General features: G+C 66.6%; 13 protein-coding genes. 7 read left to right on the top strand and 6 right to left on the bottom strand.

Annotated features, from left to right (window positions below):
• Nucleotides 1-75: 75 nt before the first annotated feature.
• From hslU to RR42_RS01050, 4 genes are all read right to left on the bottom strand, one after another.
• On the bottom strand, nt 76-1,407 hold the full coding sequence (hslU, locus tag RR42_RS01065; protein WP_043343026.1) for an ATP-dependent protease ATPase subunit HslU: 1,332 nt from the start codon (nt 1,405-1,407) through the stop codon (nt 76-78).
• A gap of 92 nt (nt 1,408-1,499) precedes the next feature.
• A complete protein-coding gene (hslV, locus tag RR42_RS01060; protein ID WP_006162714.1) occupies nt 1,500-2,036 on the bottom strand; it encodes an ATP-dependent protease subunit HslV in 537 nt (178 codons plus the stop codon).
• 242 nt (nt 2,037-2,278) lie between these two features.
• Entirely contained in the window at nt 2,279-3,265 is a 987-nt protein-coding gene (locus RR42_RS01055) for a tripartite tricarboxylate transporter substrate-binding protein (protein WP_043343022.1), read from the bottom strand.
• 328 nt (nt 3,266-3,593) lie between these two features.
• On the bottom strand, nt 3,594-4,493 hold the full coding sequence (locus RR42_RS01050) for an alpha/beta fold hydrolase (protein ID WP_043343020.1): 900 nt from the start codon (nt 4,491-4,493) through the stop codon (nt 3,594-3,596).
• A gap of 147 nt (nt 4,494-4,640) precedes the next feature.
• On the opposite strand from RR42_RS01050, the gene RR42_RS01045 reads away from it, so the two are divergent.
• The 6 genes from RR42_RS01045 to RR42_RS01015 all read left to right on the top strand — a co-directional run bounded on the left by RR42_RS01045 (nt 4,641) and on the right by RR42_RS01015 (nt 11,686).
• Entirely contained in the window at nt 4,641-5,162 is a 522-nt protein-coding gene (locus RR42_RS01045; RefSeq protein WP_043343017.1) for a Fur family transcriptional regulator, read from the top strand.
• Nucleotides 5,163-5,263: 101 nt separating this feature from the next.
• Entirely contained in the window at nt 5,264-6,352 is a 1,089-nt protein-coding gene (locus RR42_RS01040; RefSeq protein ID WP_043343014.1) for a CobW family GTP-binding protein, read from the top strand.
• Between the two features lie 589 nt (nt 6,353-6,941).
• Nucleotides 6,942-7,361, top strand: coding sequence for an RNA polymerase-binding protein DksA (gene dksA, locus RR42_RS01030; protein ID WP_006164034.1), 420 nt, complete (start codon nt 6,942-6,944; stop codon nt 7,359-7,361).
• A gap of 253 nt (nt 7,362-7,614) precedes the next feature.
• Nucleotides 7,615-8,910 carry a zinc metallochaperone GTPase ZigA gene (zigA, locus tag RR42_RS01025; protein WP_043343004.1) on the top strand — a complete coding sequence of 432 codons (1,296 nt, stop codon included), beginning with the start codon at nt 7,615-7,617 and terminating at the stop codon, nt 8,908-8,910.
• Nucleotides 8,900-9,367 carry a hypothetical protein gene (locus RR42_RS01020; protein ID WP_043351155.1) on the top strand — a complete coding sequence of 156 codons (468 nt, stop codon included), beginning with the start codon at nt 8,900-8,902 and terminating at the stop codon, nt 9,365-9,367. Before zigA ends, RR42_RS01020 begins: the two co-directional genes overlap by 11 nt.
• A gap of 168 nt (nt 9,368-9,535) precedes the next feature.
• Entirely contained in the window at nt 9,536-11,686 is a 2,151-nt protein-coding gene (locus RR42_RS01015) for a TonB-dependent receptor (protein WP_043343003.1), read from the top strand.
• 65 nt (nt 11,687-11,751) lie between these two features.
• Here the strand turns inward: RR42_RS01015 and RR42_RS01010 are convergent, their stop codons facing one another.
• Entirely contained in the window at nt 11,752-12,375 is a 624-nt protein-coding gene (locus RR42_RS01010; protein WP_043343001.1) for a glutathione S-transferase family protein, read from the bottom strand.
• Nucleotides 12,376-12,666: 291 nt separating this feature from the next.
• Between RR42_RS01010 and RR42_RS01005 the strand changes: the two genes are divergently transcribed.
• A complete protein-coding gene (locus RR42_RS01005; protein WP_043342998.1) occupies nt 12,667-14,253 on the top strand; it encodes an ABC transporter substrate-binding protein in 1,587 nt (528 codons plus the stop codon).
• Nucleotides 14,254-14,322: 69 nt separating this feature from the next.
• On the opposite strand, the gene RR42_RS01000 is transcribed toward RR42_RS01005, so the two are convergent.
• Complete coding sequence (locus RR42_RS01000) at nt 14,323-16,731, bottom strand: hypothetical protein (RefSeq protein ID WP_043342995.1); 2,409 nt, start codon at nt 16,729-16,731, stop codon at nt 14,323-14,325.
• Nucleotides 16,732-16,737 lie beyond the last annotated feature (6 nt).

The following is a 16,737-nucleotide window of genomic DNA, read 5'->3' as shown; positions in this document are numbered from 1 at the left end:
GCGCATTGCAAAACGACAAAGGGCGCACCGAAGTGCGCCCTTTGTCGTTGGATTGCCGCTGAACCGGGCTACGGCTTACAGCACGTAGCGCGACAGGTCCTCGTTGCCGGCCAGGTCGCCCAGGCGCTCATCCACATAGGCCGCGTCGATAGTGACCGTCTCGCCCGATGATTTGGTGGCGTGGAAGGACAGGTCCTCCAGCAGCCGCTCCATCACGGTGTACAAGCGGCGCGCGCCGATGTTCTCGACCTTCTCGTTGACCGAGAAAGCGATCTCTGCCAGGCGGCGGATACCGTCCGGCGCGAACACCAGCTGCACCTGCTCGGTGTTCAGCAGCGCCTGGTATTGCTTGGTCAGGCTGGCGTCGGTCTGCGTCAGGATGGCCTCGAAGTCGGAGACCGACAGCGATTCCAGCTCGACGCGGATCGGGAAGCGGCCTTGCAGCTCGGGGATCAGGTCGCTCGGCTTGGACAGGTGGAAGGCACCCGAGGCAATGAACAGGATGTGATCGGTCTTGATCATGCCGTACTTGGTGTTCACCGTGGTGCCCTCGACCAGCGGCAGCAGGTCGCGCTGCACGCCCTGGCGCGACACTTCGGCGCCGCCCACGTCGCTGCGGCTGGCGATCTTGTCGATCTCGTCCAGGAACACGATGCCATTCTGCTCGACGTTGGCGACAGCCTTGTGCTTGACCTCTTCGTCGTTGAGCAGCTTGGCGGCTTCCTCGTCGATCAGCAGCTTGAAGGCTTCGTGCACCTTCATCTTGCGGCGTGCCTTCTTGCCCTGGCCCAGGCCGGCAAACATGGTGCGGATCTGCTCGGTCATGTCTTCCATGCCCGGAGGACCCATGATGTCCATGTTCGGCGAGCCGGCGGCAACCTCAAGCTCGATCTCCTTGTCGTCGAGCTGGCCTTCGCGCAGCTTCTTGCGGAACACCTGGCGCGTATTGGAATCCTTTTCCTCGGGCTGATTGAAGCCGATATCGCGCGGCGGCGGCAGCAGCACGTCGAGCAGGCGGTCCTCGGCGGCTTCCTCGGCCTTGGCGCGCACTTTCTTCATTTCGGATTCGCGCGCCTGCTTGACCGCCATCTCCGCGAGGTCTCGCACGATGGTGTCCACGTCGCGGCCGACATAGCCCACCTCGGTGAACTTGGTGGCCTCGATCTTGATGAACGGCGCATCGGCCAGCTTGGCCAGGCGACGGGCGATCTCGGTCTTGCCGACCCCGGTCGGCCCGATCATCAGGATGTTCTTGGGCGTGATTTCCTGGCGCAGGGGTTCTTCCACCTGCTGGCGGCGCCAGCGATTGCGCAGCGCAACCGCTACCGCCTTCTTGGCCTTGTTCTGGCCGATGATGTGCTTGTCGAGTTCGGAAACAATTTCCGACGGGGTCATGGTATGCGGCATGGTATCCGTTCAGAGAAAGACGACGGACCGGAGCGGTGCGGCATCCGGGCCCAGGCGGCCACGCATCAGGTCATTGCGCGGCCCGCCGACGCTCATTCCAGCGTCTCGATGACGAAATTGGTGTTGGTGTAGATGCAGAGCTCGCCGGCAATGCCCAGCGACTTCTCGACGATGTCCTTGGGCGAAAGCTCGGTATTCTCCACCAGCGCCTTGGCGGCCGACTGGGCATAGGCGCCACCCGAGCCGATCGCGGCCACGCCGCCTTCGGGGTCGAGCACGTCGCCGTTGCCGGTGATCACCAGCGTGGTGTCGCGGTCGGCGGTGATCAGCATGGCCTCGAGCCGGCGCAGCGCGCGGTCCGAGCGCCAGTCTTTGGCGAGGTCGACGGCGGCGCGGGTCAGGTTGCCCTGGTACTTCTCCAGCTTGGCCTCGAAGCGGTCGAGCAGCGAGAAGGCATCGGCGGTGCTGCCGGCGAAGCCAACCAGTACCTTGCCGTTGTAGATGCGGCGGACCTTGCGGGCAGTGCCCTTCATCACAATATTGCCGAGTGTGACCTGGCCGTCACCGCCAACTGCAACCTGGTTGCCGCGCCGGACGCTGACGATGGTAGTGCCGTGATACTGTTCCATGGTGGCTTCGCGAAAATGTGTCAGGGAGGTAGGTGGCGACGGCTGCGGTGAATTCAAGGGCCGCCTCAAGCGGCTCTGCGTGCACATCCGTTAGCGCACCGAAGGCAACCAGAACAATATAGACGAGGCGGCGTTGGCTGCGCGCGGCCAACGCCGCTGAAAGACAAAAGGCCACGCATTGCGCGTGGCCTTTTCACCGTCCGCCGGCGGGTGCCAGCGGACGAGCCGGAGTTTGCGCCCGGTCAGTCTGCGTAGACGCCGGCCTTCTTGATCACCGGGGTCCACTTGCCGATCTCTCCGGCCAGGAAGACCTTCAGCGACTCTGGCGTGGCGCGCTGCGCGGGCACGGCTTCGGCGCCCAGCTCAGCCATCTTGGCGCGGAAGTTGGGGTCCGTCACTGCCTTTTGCAGCGCTGCCGAGAGCTTGTCCACCACCGGCTTGGGCGTGCCCTTGGGCGCGTACATGGCGTGCCAGATCTTCACTTCGACGCCCGGCAGGCCTTGCTCCGCGGCCGTCGGGATATCCTTGAAGGCTTCCACGCGGCGGCTCTGCATGGCGGCGTAAGGCTTGAGCGCACCCGCCTTGAGCTGGCCGGCGATATTGGTGGTCTGGTCGCACATCAGGTTGACCTGGCCGCCCAGGATATCGGTCAGCGCCGGCGCCGTGCCCTTGTAGGGCACCGTGGTCAGGTCAGTCTGGATCGCGCTCAGGAAGAGCAGGCCGCACAGGTGCGAGGCCGAGCCGATGCCCGCGTTGGCCAGCGACAGCTTGCTGGCATTGGCTTTGATATAGGGCAGCAGTTCCTTGAAGCTGGAGGGCGGCAGGTTCTTGTTGCCGACCATCACCATCGGCACGTCGGCGATCTCGCCCACGGTTTCGAAGTCCTTGAGCGGATCGAAGCCGAGGTTGCGGTACAGCGCCGGCGCGGTGGACATGCCGATATGATGGATCAGGATGGTGTAGCCATCACCCTTGGCCTGCGCCACCTTCTTGGCGCCGATGGTGCCGCCAGCGCCGCCAAGGTTCTCGATCACCATCGTGGTACCCAGGTGCTTGGACATGATCATGACCAGCTCGCGCGAGACCTTGTCGGTAGGGCCGCCCGCGGCAAAAGGCACCACCACCGATACCGGCTTGCTGCCGGGGAATTCCTCTGCCTGCGCGCCCGCATGCATTCCCATCACGCCGACCGTCAGCGCGGCAGCCACAAACTGTGCAACTCGTTTCATGCTATCTCCTGGATACCCTTCTATTCCCGTCCCGACACTGCCCCGGCCGGAGTGGCGCGCCCTGTCGGACACTGCCATTCCTGCGCTGCCAGCCCGATCCGGGCGGCAGCGCCGACCATGACGCGGGCACAGCGCATACGGCCGCGGCGGCTTGGGCCGCGCGACCGGAGCGCAATGCTATCAATGTCGAAAAGTGGCAAATATCCGGAATAACCCGCTAAGACATTTCTTCGCAAAGGTACGCCAAATGTATCGAACTCGACGCAGCCTGCGGGAATCGGTGCTCAACGGGAGAACCACAGGAGACCAGCGCAAGCTTGGCAGAAAATCAACAGAAGAAGCCGAGCATTTCCTCCTGCAGCACCGCGGGCGCCTCCTCCGGGATGTAGTGCCCGCAGGGCACCGCGCGGCCACTGACCTCGCTCGCCACCTCCTGCCACAGCGACAACGGCTCGAAACAACGCGCCACCACGCCATGCTCGCCCCACAGCACGCGCAGCGGGCACGCCAGCCGGCGGCCATCGGCGCGGTCCGCCCGATCATGGTCCAGGTCGATGGTGGCTGCCGCGCGGTAGTCCTCGCACATGGCGTGCACGTGGGCCGGATCGCGCATGGCGGCGGTGTAGGCGGCCATCGCCTCGGGCGCGAACGGGCTCAATCCGGCGTGGCGCAGGCCCATCAGCTTGTTGAGGTAGAACTCGGGCTCCGCGTTGATCAGCGTTTCCGGGAACGGCGCCGGCTGGATCAGGAAGAACCAGTGCCAGTAGGCGGCGGCAAATGCCATGCTGGTGCGTTCGTACATGGCCAGCGTGGGAGCGATGTCCAGCAGCATGGCGCGCGTGACCCGGCCTGGATGGTCCGCGATCAGCCTGTGCGCCACGCGCGCGCCACGGTCATGGGCGCATAGCGCGAAGCGGTCGAAACCCAGCTGCGCCATCACCGCCACCTGGTCCTGCGCCATCGTGCGCTTGCTGTAGGTCTCAAAGCCGGCCTTGCCCGGCGGCGCGCTGCTGCTCCCATAGCCGCGCAGGTCGGTGGCGATCACGGTGAAGCGGTCTGCCAGCGCGGGTGCCACCTTGTGCCAGATCAGATGGCTCTGGGGATGGCCATGCAGCAGCAACAGCGGCGGCCCGGAGCCGCCGCGCACGCCGGCGATCCCCACGTCGCCGATATGCAGGCGAAAGGGCTCGAAGTTGGGGAACAGCAGGGCGCTGGCGTCGTTCTGCATAGGGTGTCTCCTCGGGTCTCGGGGGCCTGCTGGCGATGATAGACGCAAACCGCCGGCGCGACGGGGCGCACGCCGCGGGCGGCAGCCGGGGCACAGAGTTGACGCAACTGAATTGCATCACCCGGGGCGCTATGGTTAAATCGGTCCATGAGCAGCAGCCCCTCCCCCACCCAGGCCATGCCTGCATCCGCCATGCCCCCCGCGCCGGCCATCCTGGACGCCGCCCACGAACGCCTGCGCGAGCTGGGTGCGCGTGTGACCCAGCCGCGCCTTGGCATCCTGGCATGCCTGATGGAGAGCCATGAGCCGCTGACCCACCAGGCCGTGATCGACCGCATGCCGGCCGATGGCGAAGCGATCGACCGCGTGACCGTGTACCGCGTGCTTGACTGGCTGGTCGAGCAAGGGCTGGCCCAGAAACGGGCCGGCCACGACCGGGTCTTCCGCTTCAGCCTGGTCGAGCATGAGGCCGCGCGCGCGCAAGTGCACCGGCAGCACAGCCACTTCCATTGCAACCGCTGCGACCGCACCTTCTGCCTGGACGGCGTCAGAGCGCCGGCGCAAGCCGCGCCCAAGGTGCCGAGCGGCTTTGCCGTGGAGCATGTGGAGCTGACCGTGAACGGCGTTTGCGCCGAATGCGGCGCACGCACCCCTGGCAAGCATGGCTAAGCGGCGTCACCGCCCGCTCGCCAGATGAACGAACAAGTTATCCAAACCAGACTTAACCCGCGCACGACAGGCCAAAGCGGCGTCCCTTCCCGGAGAAAACAATGTCCAAACTGATCCCGGTCACGATCCTGACCGGCTTCCTCGGCAGCGGCAAGACCACCCTGCTCAAGCGTATCCTGAGCGAGCAGCACGGCATGAAGATCGCCGTAATCGAAAACGAGTTCGGCGAAGAGAACATCGACAACGAGATCCTGGTGCAGGATGGCCGCGAGCAGATCGTGCAGATGAGCAACGGCTGCATCTGCTGCACCATCCGCGGCGACCTGGTGGCAGCACTGTCGCAGTTGATGACCCGCCGCGACGCCGGCGAGATCGATTTCGACCGCGTCGTGATCGAAACCACCGGGGTGGCCAATCCGGGCCCGGTGGCCCAGACCTTCTTCATGGACGACGAGATCGCCCAGCGCTACCTGCTGGACGCCGTGATCACCCTGGTGGACGCCAAGCACGCCAACCAGCAGCTCGACAAGCAGGAAGAAGCGCAGCGCCAGGTTGGCTTTGCCGACGCCATCTTCGTCACCAAGGCCGACCTGGTGCCGGAAGGCGAGATCGCCGACCTGCGCCACCGCCTGCTGCACATGAACCCGCGAGCGCCCGTGCGCACAGCGCATTTCGGCGAAGCGCCGATCGACACAATCTTTGACCTTCGGGGCTTCAACCTGAACGAAAAGCTGGAAATCGACCCGGATTTCCTGCGTGCCGAGGCCGAAGAGCACGATCACGACCATGCGCACGAACACGCTCATGGCGATCACTGCGCCGATGACTGTGGCCATGACCACCACGATCACGGCCATGATCACAAGCACGACCACCACCATCACCACCACCACACCGACCGCATCGGCTCGTTCGTCTTCCGCAGCGAAAAGCCCTTCAATTACGCCAAGCTGGAGGAATTCCTGTCTGGCATCCTGTCGGTCTACGGGGAAAGCCTGCTGCGTTACAAGGGCGTACTCTATATGGATGCGGTGGACCGGAAAGTGGTCTTCCAGGGCGTGCATCAGCTGATGGGCAGCGATATCGGCGCAAAATGGGGCGATGAAACCCCCGGCACCAAGATGGTCTTCATTGGCGTGGACCTCCCCAAGGATGCCATCCTGAAGGGCCTGGCCACCTGCCTGGCCTGAAGCCGACGGGCAGCGCCGCCCGCCCTGCCGCCCCCCCTCGTCGGAGGGGGAGCCGGGATATCAGGGAAAACTCCCCGCTTTTCTCCCATATCTCCAAATTTTTTGTTCAAGTACAATAGGCTGGATTTAGTGCGGGTAACGTAGCCTTTTGTCTTCTGGCAACAGGCGATTGGCGATGGCGCCCGCAATGCAGGGCGGCGGTCGTCGTCAGCATGAGGCGGGCTGCCGGCAGGTGCGGTCGCAGTGCTTCATGCGGAGACCGCCCTCCGCTTGGGGCACCCGTCACGCGCCGTCATCGATCGACGCGAGAGAGAGGTGTCCCATGGTAGCCGCAACGAAAACGAAACAAAGCCGCAGCAAAAGCAGCAGCGCTGCGGCCGAGACGCTGAAGGCGCAGTCCATGGAGGCTGCGCCTGCTCCCCGCGGCAGTACGGCGCACGCCGGTGCGGGCGAGGCCAAGGGAGGCACGCACAGCAGCCAGTCTGCAGCCAGCCAGAGCGAAACCTCCGCGCCGCGCAAGCGGCCGGACACTGCACCCGAGCGGACCAAGACGCCGCCGGTCGCACCAACAAGAGAATCAGCAGCAACCATGAGCAGCAATAAACTTCTGACTGAAGCTGAAATCCTGAAGATGGGCGACAAGGATTACATGAACGAAGCGCAGCTCGGCTTCTTCAAACATCGCCTTGAGCAGCTGCGCGACGATATCCTGAAAAACGCCGACCAGACCACCGAGCACCTGCGCGAAACGGTCATCGTGCCGGACCCGGCGGACCGCGCCACCATCGAGGAAGAGCACGCGCTGGAACTGCGCACGCGCGACCGCGAGCGCAAGCTGCTCAAGAAGGTCGAGCAATCGCTGGCCCGCATCGAGTCCGGCGACTACGGCTGGTGCGAGGAAACCGGCGAGCCGATCGGCGTGCCGCGCCTGCTGGCCCGGCCCACCGCCACGCTGTCGCTGGAAGCCCAGCAACGCCGCGAACTGCGCCAGAAGCTGTTCGGCGACTGATTCCGCGACTGCCCGGGGCTTGTCGCCCCGCGCGCCAGACGGCCCGGTTCTCCGGGCCGTTTTGTTTGAGCGGCGCGACACCGCCAGTCATCTTTCGCCTTTGTGGTGTCACAGGCACGGGCCTATCATTAGGAACGCCGGGATTCGTGCGGCCATCGCGCGCCCCGAATTGCCTGCTTCCCCCCCTGCTTTCTGATACAGTCGCAACTTTGTTGCAATAACGCGCGCCCCAACCCCGGCGCGACTCGATGCCATGGCCGATCGCCTGCCCGTCACCGTACTGTCCGGATTCCTCGGTGCCGGCAAGACAACCCTGCTCAATCATGTTCTGGCCAACCGCGAAGGCAAGCGGGTGGCCGTGATCGTCAACGACCTGGCCGACGTCAACATCGACGCCCGCCTGCTTGGCGATGGCATGCTGGCGCAGGCTGGAGAGCGCCTGATCGAGCTGACCAATGGCTGCATCTGCTGCACGCTGCGCGAGGACCTGCTGACCGAGATCGGCAAGCTGGCGCGCGAGGGCCGCTTCGATTACCTGCTGGTCGAATCGACCGGGGTCGCCGAGCCGCTGCCCATCGCGGAGACCTTCACCTTCGAGGATGAGCAAGGCGTGGCGCTGGACACCGTCGCTCGCCTGGATACGATGGTGACGGTAGTCGATGCCGCGCACTTCCTGCAAGACTTCAACGAAGCCGACTTCCTCCAGGACCGTGGCCAGGCGCGCGACGAGGACGACGACCGCACCGTGGTCGACCTACTGATCGAGCAGGTCGAGTTCTGCGACGTGATCGTGCTCAACAAGCTCGACCTCGTCAGCGAGGCTGAGCGCGAGCGCCTCGCCGGCATCCTGCATTCGCTCAACCCGCGCGCGGCCATCGTGCCAGCCAGCTTTGGCAAGGTGCCGCTGGAGAGCATCCTCGACACCGGCCGCTTTGACTTCGACGCCGCCGCCGCCGCCCCGGGCTGGCTGGCTGAACTGCGCGGCGAACACGTGCCGGAGAGCGAGGCCTACGGCATCGGCAGCTTCGTCTACCGCCGCCGCCGCCCCTTCCATCCGCAGCGCTTCGCCGACCTGATCCACACAGAGTGGCTGCGCGAGCATGGCAACGTGCTGCGCTCCAAGGGCTTCTTCTGGCTGGCCACGCGCATGCACGCAGCCGGCACCTGGGGCCAGGCAGGCGGCGTATGCCGCCACGGCGGCGCCGGCGCCTGGTGGGCGGCGCTGGATTCGTCCGAATGGCCGGAAGACGACGCAGGCCGCGCCGAGCTCGAAGCCGATATGACGGTGGATGGCAAACCCGCGCCCTTTGGCGACCGGCGCCAGGAACTGGTGCTGATCGGCCAGGACCTTGAGCGCCCCGCGCTCGAAGCGCTGCTGGACGCCTGCCTGCTGACCGATGCGGAAATGGCTGCCGGCCCGGATGCCTGGGCGCAGTACGCCGACCCGTTCCCGAGCTGGGACGACGGCCTGGACGATGACGGCCACGAGCATGGCGACGACTGTGGTTGCGATGACCACGGCCACGATCACGGCGGGCATGGCCACTGACACCGTGCGGCCCTGGCAGCGCCTGCAGCGCCGGCGCGAGCGCGGCCTCGGCCTGTGGCCGGCGCTCTGGCTGGCGCTGTGCCTGCTGCTGGCCCAGCATGCCGGGCTGACACACCGCATTCATCACGGCGGGCTGCTCAGCCCGACGCTGCAGGCTGCCGCCAGCAACGGCGAGGCTGCCCTGCCTGTTACCGGCGCCGACGACAACGAAACCCAGGTCACCGATAGCGCCCGGGCCGATCCCGACCTGCCGCTCTCGCTCAAGCTGGCGGGGCACTTCTGCGTCTTGTTCGACGGCGCCACGGTGGCCGCCAGCCATTGCGGCACGCCGGTCATGCCGGCGCTCACGCACCTGCAATCGCCCGTGCCGTTCAGCGTGGGCTGGCGCCGGCCCGACCTGCAACATCCCCAGCCTTTCCGCTCGCGCGCCCCTCCGGCCGTTCACGCTCTCGCCTGAACCCCGGGCCGCGGTTGCCCAAGCCGCCGCCCGCCGCCTGTCGCATCGCGCCGCGCTCCTGAACCTTGCTGCCCGCCGCCGTCCCGCGCATTTAGCGCCGGACGGCACGCGGCCGGCATCCGGACGCTGGCGCCACGCGCTCGAACGCATCCAAGAACAATGCGAGCCATGTCTTTTTGCCTCCAACGAACCAATGTCCTGCGGCGCACGCCGCTCGCCGCCGTGGCGGCCCTGATCGCCTCCGCCTCCGTTTCCACGGGCGTATTCGCGCAAAGCGCCCCGGCTGCATCGACGGCTCCGGCAGCCCCCTCCGCCCCGGCCACGCTGCGCGAGGTGGTCATCACGGCCAACCCGCTGGGCAGCGAGCTCACCGACCTGGTGGCGCCAGTCTCCACCCTCGGCGGCGATGCCCTTGCCGTGCGCCAGGGCAGCACGCTGGGCGACACCCTTGACAAGCTGCCGGGTGTGTCCTCCAGCTACTTCGGCCCGAATGCCAGCCGCCCGATCATCCGCGGCCTGGATGGCGACCGCATCAAGGTGCTGCAAAACGGCGGCACCACCGTCGACGCCTCCACGCTGTCCAACGACCACGCCGTGCCAATCGATCCGCTGGTGGCCGAGCGCATTGAAGTGGTGCGCGGCCCGGCCGCGCTGATGTACGGCGGCAACGCCATCGGCGGCGTGGTCAACGTGATCGACAACCGCATCCCGAAGGAGCCGATCCAGGGCGTCGGCGGCGCGGTGGACGCCAGCGCCACCGCCGGCGGCGACAGCGCGCGCAACGCCAGCGGCCTGCTCGAGGCCGGCAATGGCCAGATCGCCATCCATGCCGACGCCTTCGCCCGCAAGACCAGCGACCTGCGCATCCCCGGCTACGCGCGCAGCGCCAGCCTGCGCAACAGCCAGCCGCTGCCGGAAGGCGAGAGCGAGGCCTACGGCCGCCTGCCCAACAGCAACGCGCAGCAGTCGGGCGGCTCGCTGGGTGGCGCGTACACCTGGGCCGACGGCTTCGTCGGCGCCAATTACAGCGAGTACCACAACGAATACGGCACCCCTGCCGAAGACACCGTGCGGCTGCAGATGCACCAGCAACGCTTCGCGCTCGAGGGCGAAGCGCGCAACCTGGCCGGCAATACCGGCGGCTTCATCGAATCGGTCAAGGGCAAGTTCAGCTACACCGACTACGAGCACAAGGAGATCGAGTCCGGGCAGACCGGCACCATCTTCAAGAACAACGGCTGGGACGCGCGCTTCGAGGCCAGGCACGCGCGCATCGGCAATATGACGGGCGTGATCGGCACCCAGTTTGGCTCCACCCGCTTCTCGGCGCTGGGCGAGGAAGCCTTCGTGCCGAGCACCGACACCGACAACGCCGCCCTGTTCGTCTTCGAGGAAATGCCCCTGAGCGCCGGCGGTGACCTCAAGCTCAACCTGGGCGGGCGCATCGACCACACCAGCGTGAAGGCGCAGGCCAACGGCAACGACCGGTTCTCCGACGCCAGCCGCAGCTTCAATGCCGGCAGCGCCTCCGCCGGTCTGCTCTACAAGCTGGCGCCGGCCTGGTCGCTGACCAGCAACCTGGCCTACACGGAACGCGCACCGACCTTCTACGAGCTGTACGCCAATGGCCCCCACGTGGCGACCGGTTCGTGGGAGCAAGGCGACCCCAACGCCAACAAGGAACGCGCAACCTCGCTGGACCTGGGCGTGCGCTTCAAGTCGGGCCCGCACAGCGCCGGCCTGTCGGGCTACTACAGCCGCTTCGCGAACTACCTGGCGCTTACCAACACCGGCACCGCGCGCGACGCGCAAGGCGATTTCCTCGCGCCCGGCAGCGCCGGCGCATTGCCCGTGATGCAATACATGGGTGTGCCCGCCACGCTGTACGGCTTCGAGGCCGAAGGCCGCGCACGCGTGTGGCAGAAGCTGCTGACCGGCAGCGACACGGTGGACCTGGAGGCCCGCGCGGACTACGTGCGCGGCGAGAACCGCAACACCGGCGAGCCGCTGCCGCGCCTGTCTCCGCTGCGCCTGGGTGGCGCGGTGGTGTACGGCGCCGGGCCGTGGGGCGCACGCGCGGACGTGACCTACGCCGCCCGCCAGACGCGCGTGCCATCCAATGACACGCCCACCGATGCCTACACCTTGCTTGGCGTGTCCATCACGTACAAGTTCAAGATGGCGGGCACCCAGACGCTGGTCTACCTGCGCGGCGACAACCTGACCAACCAGGACGCCCGCAGCGCCACCTCGATCCTGCGCGACATCGCGCCGCTGGCAGGACGCAGCGTCAAGCTGGGCGTGCGCACGACGTTCTGAGCCTCTGCGCAACCGGCAAGAAACGGGGCAACAAACGGGGCGCGTGTTGCGCCCCGTTTCCTGACTCAGGCAATGCCGTTGCGCCCATGGCGCGCAAACCCTTCCCGCGCGCCAAGGCGCTCAAAGTACTCCGCCACCGCCGGATAGTCGGGATGCGGCAACGGCGTGGCATACCACCGGTTTACCGACAAGCCGATCGGGATATCCGCGAGCGTGAAGTGCTCGCCCGCGACATAGCCGCCCGTCACCGCGAGTTGACGCTCGAGGATGCCGATATGCCGCGACCAGCTGGCAATGGACGCCGCGATCTCCCGCTCATCCCGATGCAAAGGCGATTGCCTGACCAGCGCCATGAACGCGTAGCGCCACGCATTGTTCAGCTCCGTCGCCTGCCAGTCCATCCATTGGTCCACCCGCGCGCGCTCGCGCGCCGCAACCGGGTAGATGGCGCCATCGCCATACTGCGACGCCAGGTAGCGGATGATGGAGTTCGACTCCCACAGCACAAAGCCGTCGTCGTCGATCACAGGCACCATCGCGTTCGGATTGAGCGCGAGAAACGCCGCCGTATCGGTCGCGCGATAGCCCGAGCCCCAGTCCTCGCGCACGAACGGCAAGCCGAGTTCGTCGCAGCACCAGAGCACCTTGCGGACATTGATGGAGGAGGCCTTTCCGAGGATCTTCAGCATGGGCGGGGAGGCGCGCGTGGCGCAAAGAGAATGGCTTCCAATATAAAGCCGGACTGTCAGGCCGCACAGGCACAGTTGCGCCGGTTTGCGGCCTAACAGTTGCCAATTGACAGTTGGACAGTTGGAAGTTTGTGCCACGCGGCAGGGCAAGCACCCCGCAAAACCGCACACCCGCTGCGCACGGCAGCCTCGCCCCGGTGCATCCGGCGCCGCGGGTCTGCCCGCCTTGACATGGATGTCTGCATCTCCTGACAATGCCTGCACCGCATCTTGCCTACCAGGGACCCATCGATGACGATCATCCGCCGCGCCCTTGGCGCCGCAGCACTTGCCACGAGCCTCGCCTGCGCCGCACTCGCCCCAGCCGCCGTGGCTGCCAGCCTCACCATCGGCATGTCGGGGGACATCACCTCGCTGGACCCGCACTATCACAACGTCACGCCCAACGCGAACGTGGCCGAGCATATGTTCGAGGCCCTGATAGCCAAGGACGAGAAGATGCGCTTCAAGCCCGCGCTGGCGCTCTCGTGGAAGCCGGTCGACGACACCACCTGGGAAATCAAGCTGCGCCCCGGCGTGAAGTTCCACGACGGCGGCGAGTTCACCTCGGCCGACGTGGTCTACTCGCTGAACCGCCCCGCCACGGTCAAGAACAGCCCATCGCCGTACACCATCTACACCAAGGGCTTCAAGGACATCACCGCGGTCGACAAGCTGACCGTGCGCATCACCACCCACGGCCCTTACCCGCTGGTGCCCAATGACCTCTCCACCATCTACATGCTGCCGAAGAAGGTCGCGGAGAACGCCAGCGGCGACGACTTCAACAGCGGCCGCGCGATGGTCGGCACCGGCCCGTACAAGTTCGTCAGCTTCCGCAAGGGCGACCGCATCGAGCTGACGCGCAACGACAGCTACTGGGGCAACAAGCCGGAGTGGGACACCGTATCGCTGCGCATCCTCACCAACGACGCGCCGCGTGTGGCGGCGCTGCTGGCCGGCGACGTGCAGGTCATCGAGAACGTGCCCACCTCGGATATCCGCAAGCTCTCCGCTGATCCCAGCGTGAGCGTGTTCAAGGTGCCGACCTTCCGCATGATGTACCTGCACCTGGACAGCAACCGCGACGTCACGCCCTTCGTCACCGACAAGGCCGGCAAGCCGCTCGCCAGGAACCCGCTCAAGGATGCGCGCGTGCGCACCGCCATCTCGCACGCCATCTCGCGCCAGGCCATCGTCGAGCGCGTGATGGAAGGCGCTGCCGAGCCCACCGGGCAGCTCGTGAACTCCACGTTGTTCGGCCATGTGCCGGGCCTCAAGCCCGACACCTTCGACGCCGCAGGCGCCAAGAAGCTGCTGGCGGACGCGGGCTATCCCGACGGCTTCGCGCTCACGCTGCACGCGCCCAACAACCGCTACGTCAACGACGAACAAGTCGCGCAGGCGATTGCCTCCATGCTCGCGCGCATCGGCATCCAGACCCGGGTTGAAGCCATGCCGTCCGCCACCTTCTTCACGCGCGCCAACAAGCTGGAGTTCTCCTTCATGCTCGCCGGCTGGGGCGCGGACACGGGCGAGGCCGGCTCGTCGTTGAAGTCGCTGCTGGCCACCTACGATCCGGCCAAGGGCTGGGGCGCATCCAATCGCGGCCGCTATAGCAACCCGGCGCTGGATGCCAAGCTGGCCACGGCGCTGACCACCATCGACGATCGCGCGCGCGAGAAGTTGCTGCAGGACGCGACCGAGATCGGGATCAAGGACTACGGCGTGATCCCGCTGTATTTCCAGATCAACGTATGGGCGGCGAAGAAGGGGTACAAGGTGGTGCCGCGCCAGGATGAGCGCACCTACGCATTCGCCATCACCAAAGGCTCCTGAACGTTAGCCCGTCACCGCGATGACCGGCGCGCCAGCGCGCCGGTCATCGCCATCGCCGCGCGCCATGCCTCACGCGAAGGTGATGAACTGCGCCGACGACCACACCTTGCCGTCGTCTCGTTCCCGGCCATGGAAGTACACCGGGCGGTGGCCATGGGGCCCGTTCACCGGCTCGACGTCGACCACGCCGCTCACGTCCACCGGCAATGCCTTGTCGGTGAGCCGCTCCAGCGCGATAAACAGTTCCGTGCCGCCCAGCTCCAGCCGCAGGCCGCCATTGGCGAGCAGTTCGGCGCCGCTGACCTCCCAGCGAAAATCCGGCGCATGGGCGAAGGGATTGCGCTGCAGCGGATCTCCCACCTTGATGAAGCTGTCGATGTGCCCTTCGATCACGATGCGCGCGGCAGCAAGGTTGCTCACGTCGATTTCCACGCTGTCCGCATCGCCATAGGTATCGCTGCGAAAACCGATGTCGGTCGCGCCTTCGCGCCAGCAGGCTTCTTCCTGATGCTCGAAGCCGTGCCCGCCGAAGCGGTTGATCGTGCCATTGAGAATGCGGATGCGGCCTTGCCAGGCGGCCCAGCGATAGCGGTCGCGGATCCGCGCACCGCCCCAGCGCACGCGGATCAGGCGCTCGGAAAAGCCCGCCTCCCGATGCAGGTTGCGCTCCCAGATCAAGCCGTTGTGATCGTAGGCTGCCAGGTACTCCCAGCCGGTCTGGCCGAGGAAGCGGTAGTCGAGCCGGGCCGGGCCGCCATGCGAGGCCGGCAGCGAGAACGCATCGCCCTGCACGAAGTCGCCGCAGCGTACCAGCAGCGCCGTGTGCTCGCCGGTGCTGGCCCAGGTGTGGCGTGCGCGCAGGGCACGGCCGATCGCCTGCCGGTCCAGCCGCTCGGCCAGCACGCCGGTCAGCCCGCCGCGCACGCCGAACACCTGCACGCCGGGCGGCCCGCCGCCGGGGCGGCCACGGTGCTCGTCGCCGCTGGCTGCCACGCCCAGCTGGTAGCCGCGCGCCATCACATCGCGGTATAGCCAGTCGAAATGCCCCCAGCTGGAAGCGATCTCCACCAGCCGCTCCAGCTCGGGATGATGCCAGTCCGGGATGTAGCGCCGCCCGCCCACGTGCGGCATGATCAGGTGCTGCTCGGGCGCGCCGACATAGGCGTCCCATAGCTCCTCGACCGGCCAGCGCCCCAACTCGGCCGCCGTGCCCTTCATGTCCTCGTTCCAGACCAGCGTGCGATTGTGTTCGCCGCGGGCGTTGTAGGGAAAATCCGGCGCGCCGTCGCCGAGGAACACGACGTTGTGATCCCCGCCGGCCGTGGAGCTGCCGCACCACTCCTGCACCGGGTAAGCGACAAAGCGGCCGGGCTCGTTGAAGGTTTCCACGGCTTGCAGCCCGAGCTGCCAGTTGGCATCGGTGATCTGGAAATCGTTGACGGTGTAGCCGAACACATCGATGCCGCCCACGTCGCGCGCATAGGCCACGTTATAGGCCGGGCTATTGGTGCCGACCGTGTCGTGCGCATGCACATGCAAGTCGGCGTAAAAGGCGCGCGGCGCATCGGCTGCGTCGAAGACCGTCAGCCACACCGAGCCCTTGGCAACGCGGGGCGCCTCCGTCAGGGAAGCTTCCAGGCGCAGCGTGCCGGCGCTGGCCGGCAGGTCGTCGATGCCCACCGATGCCCAGCCCGCCTGGGGCACGGGATAGTCGCGCTGGTGGACAAGCTCGTTGCCTTGCCACGCGGCAAGGCGTATCGAGCCGCCCGCCGCGGCGCAGATATTGCCCCACCTGTCCATCAGCGAAGCCCTGAGCGGCAACGGCATGCCCGGCCGGGCAAAGCGCGGCGCCTGCAGCAGGACCTGCGCCGGCTGCCCGGCGCGGATGTCGATCACCGCATCGCCCGGCACCGCCACGAAGCGCGAAGTGCCTAGCGGGTCCACATAGAGCCGGAAGCGAAAGCTGTCTTCGATAAAGGTCTGCACGCGCGTGCCGGGCCCGCCGCGGCGCCGGTCGCCAAGGCGGATCAGGATGTGATCGCCGGCATTCAGGTAACCATCGACGACATCGACGATGATCGCTTTCTGGAACGGGCGCTCATGCCCCTTTTGCTCGAAGCGCACGTTGAGCGATTGCACGCTCGCGGGGCTCTGGCCAGGCACAAGCGGCGCGGCCTGGTATTCGGCGCTGATGTAGTTGGCGCCGCCCGGGTCGGTGGTCTGGAACAGCGCCCAGTCGGAGTAGAACTTGAATGTCGCCTTGAGCCAAGCGCCATCCGCCACGCCGCAGGCACCGACCTCGTAGTCGAGGATGATCTCGGCCCATTCGCCCGCTTCCAGCCGGCTCACGGAGCAGCTCACCCGGCCGGCGAACGGCAGCGCCTTGTTCTGCTCATACAGGCCGGCGGGCGCTTGATGCGTGCCCAGGCGCTCGCGCAGCGCGGCGTAGCGCGCGGCCAGTGTTGTCTTGTCGGTCATTGGGGG

It is taken from the genome of Cupriavidus basilensis (genome assembly GCF_000832305.1).
GTDB classification, from domain to species: Bacteria; Pseudomonadota; Gammaproteobacteria; order Burkholderiales; family Burkholderiaceae; genus Cupriavidus; species Cupriavidus basilensis_F.
The sequence above is the reverse complement of the archived record's forward strand: the minus strand, read 5'-3'. Positions and strand labels throughout refer to the sequence as shown.